Here is a 1,370-nt window from a genome sequence, read left to right as displayed (position 1 = left end):
GGGTTGCTGCGGAGCGCCGGGAGCGTCCGGATTCACCGGCACCTGCCCGACATCGGGCAGAGTCGGCGCACTCGGTTCCTCGACCTGACCTGGCGAGGGAACATTCGGGGTAGAAATTCCTGGTGTCAGGTTCGGCCCTGGATCACCGATCTCCCCCGGCGTGGATGGTTCCCACTGGCCGCGGTCGGGATCGCCGGGCGAAGTGGGTTGCGAGGGTTCCGGAATCGTGGGATCCGGGCGTGCAGGTTCATTCACGGAAGGGATCGTGGGGTGGTCATGTTCGGCAGGTGGAACTGCGCCGTCGATGACGGGTATGCCGCGCGGTGGCAGTGTGCCCGGCCGGGGAATGTTTTGAGCAGGGGTCGATGGTGAAGTAACCGGGGGCCGGGTGGGTGTTGTCCGGTTCGAGACGATCAGGTCTTCAGCCCGGATCGCGCCGACGGCCAGACGGGCCCCGCGCAGCGGTGGGACGACGAAGCTCATGATCTCGTCGGTGTAGGGCTGATCGAAAGCGACACCGGGGTCCAGATGCTGCGCGTCGCCTATCCGAACTGGTTCGCCGGTGCTCCAATCGTACAAGGACAGTTCCGAGTTGGAATGGTCGAAAACCTGGTAGGGGCGTCCCTGCTCGTCGTAGGTGACCTGCAGGTCGTGCTCTTCTCCCTGCGCGTCGGTGTACGTCCAGCTCCACACGTTCGGCACCTTCGAAGGTGTGCCGGACCAGTTGGTTCCGTTTTCGTCCGTGAACGAGACGTCGCTGACAGCGGGTTCGGTGGTGTAGTCCTGCCCGCCGATGTTCGAAGTGATCGGCTCCTGGGTTTGATCGGCGAGTATCGCGTCGCCGACAGGGTTTCCGGTTCCTGTTTCGGTGATCGGCGGTTCGGAGACCTCGGAGTTAGGGTCACCGGACATGAGCTGGCCGAGGTCTGAATCTGCCGGGTCCGCAGGTTCGGTGGTGTAGTCCCGCCCGCCGATGTTCGAAGTGATCGGCTCCTGGGTTTGATCGGCGAGTATCGCGTCGCCGACAGGGTTTCCGGTTCCTGTTTCGGTGATCGGCGGTTCGGAGGCCTCGGAGTTAGGGTCACCGAGCATGAGCTGCTCGAGGCCTGAATCTGCCGGCTCCGGGGGGTTGGCGGCGAGGACGTTTTGTGCGTCCCTGCGTGCTTGTTCGCCCTCCGGGGTCATCGGGCCGATGAAGTTCGCCTGCGCTTCGAGCGCAGCACGTTCTTCCGGTGTCAGCTCCGGGTCGGCGAGGATCGGGTAGAGCAGGTTCTCGATACCGGCGGTGTCGACGACCTGAACGAGTTGCCCGTCCCGGATCTCGTAATGCGTCGGAACAGGAGTGCCGTTGGCGTCGTACGCCCACGGGG

1 pseudogene is annotated in these 1,370 nt (G+C 64.4%); it reads right to left on the bottom strand.

The annotated features are described in order from the left end of the window. Positions 1 to 1,370 (bottom strand): annotated as a pseudogene (locus tag AC1DWA_RS32865) (hypothetical protein); the annotation flags it as partial.

The organism is Rhodococcus sp. P4_F3_2, assembly GCF_056401335.1.
This window is presented reverse-complemented; position numbering and strand designations above follow the sequence as displayed.